The organism is Acidimicrobiia bacterium (genome assembly GCA_016650365.1).
GTDB lineage: Bacteria > Actinomycetota > Acidimicrobiia > Spongiisociales > JAENVV01 > JAENVV01.
The window spans coordinates 1-1,292 of sequence record JAENVV010000177.1; the positions used below are offsets into that span (position 1 = coordinate 1).

At 60.1% G+C, this 1,292-nt stretch carries 2 protein-coding genes; both read right to left on the bottom strand.

The features are described from left to right. Positions 1-134: 134 nt before the first annotated feature. Positions 135-965, bottom strand: a complete 831-nt coding sequence (rfbD, locus tag JJE47_10870) for a dTDP-4-dehydrorhamnose reductase (protein ID MBK5267923.1) — start codon at positions 963-965, stop codon at positions 135-137. Further along, positions 962-1,292, bottom strand: a 331-nt coding sequence (locus JJE47_10875) for a glucose-1-phosphate thymidylyltransferase (GenBank protein MBK5267924.1), incomplete at its 5' end; no start/stop codon positions are given. The genes rfbD and JJE47_10875, both read right to left, overlap by 4 nt.

Here is a 1,292-nt window from a genome sequence, read left to right on the forward strand (position 1 = left end):
GCGGTTTGGCTTGGCCGGTTGATCGACGAACGAGACGTCAGCAAACAACTGCGATCCCAGTTGCATGCGCCGGCGCCGACCAAAAAAAAGCGGTTTGGACGCTGAATCCGTCGAGCTGATGACCGCCCAACCCACTACAGCCAGGTCAAGATCTGTTCAACCGCCGACGGCAACGACTCTCTCCATGGCGGCATGGGACCCACGTCTGGATACCGCTCCGAAACCAACAGTGAATTCGCAGGCCGGGGCGCCGGACGCGGAAACTCGGCCGTGGTGCAGGGACTAATCCGATCGGGCTCGATGCCGGCCAATTCCGCTGCCGCCTGCGCCAGGTGAAACCAGGTCGTCGCTCCCTCGTTGGTAGCGTGGACTAGACCCGTGGCCGCGATATCCAGGAGCCGAAGCGTATGGGAGGCAAGGTCGTCGGCCAGGGTTGGAGATCCGTGCTGATCGTCCACCACCGAAATGGGTCTTTCTCGCACCAACCGAAGGATCGTGGAAACAAAACTGGGATGGGTTCCGGAAATCACCCACGAGGTCCGAACGACGAGACAATCGGGGTTCGCTTGGGTGGCCACCTGTTCGCCAAGCAGTTTGGTTCGACCGTACGCGCTTTGCGGGTTGGGAAGATCGGACTCGACGTACGCCCCGCTTTTCGTTCCGTCAAAGACATAATCCGTCGAGTAGGTGACAAGTCGAGCTGAACGATCAGCCGCCCAACGGGCCATGACTTCCACCGAACGGGCATTGACTGCCTCGGCAGTTGGCTCATCGGTCTCGGCCTGATCAACCGCCGTATAGGCCGCACAATTGATCAAGGTGTCGCAATGCAAACGGTCCAATCGCTCTCGAAGTAGGTCCGGTCGGGTCAGATCGAGATCAGCTCGAGTCAACCCGGCTGCGTCGGGCAGGAGCCGCAAGAATGCCGACCCCAATTGACCGGTCGCGCCAGTAACCGCGATCATTCGTGGGTAAGGAGCGCCTCGAGGTAGGCGCGGTAGCCAGAGTTGGGCATCTCAGAGACAACCCGGGCGACGTGGTCAACGTCCACATATCCTCGCTCCAGGGCGATTTCTTCGAGGCAGGCAATCTTGATGCCCTGGCGGTGTTCAATCGTAGCGATGAAGTTGGCCGCTTCCAGCAGGCTGTCGTGCGTCCCACTGTCCAACCAGGCCACGCCCCGATCAAACAGTTGAACGTGGAGTTGACCATTCGCAAGGTAGGCCCGGTTCACATCCGTTATCTCAAGCTCACCGCGTGGAGACGGCGCCATGTTCCTGGCAATCGCAACC

Bases quoted from the DNA above. Each gene is read 5' to 3' on its own strand.
- rfbD (MBK5267923.1), bottom strand. From the start codon at position 965: ATGATCGCGGTTACTGGCGCGACCGGTCAATTGGGGTCGGCATTCTTG.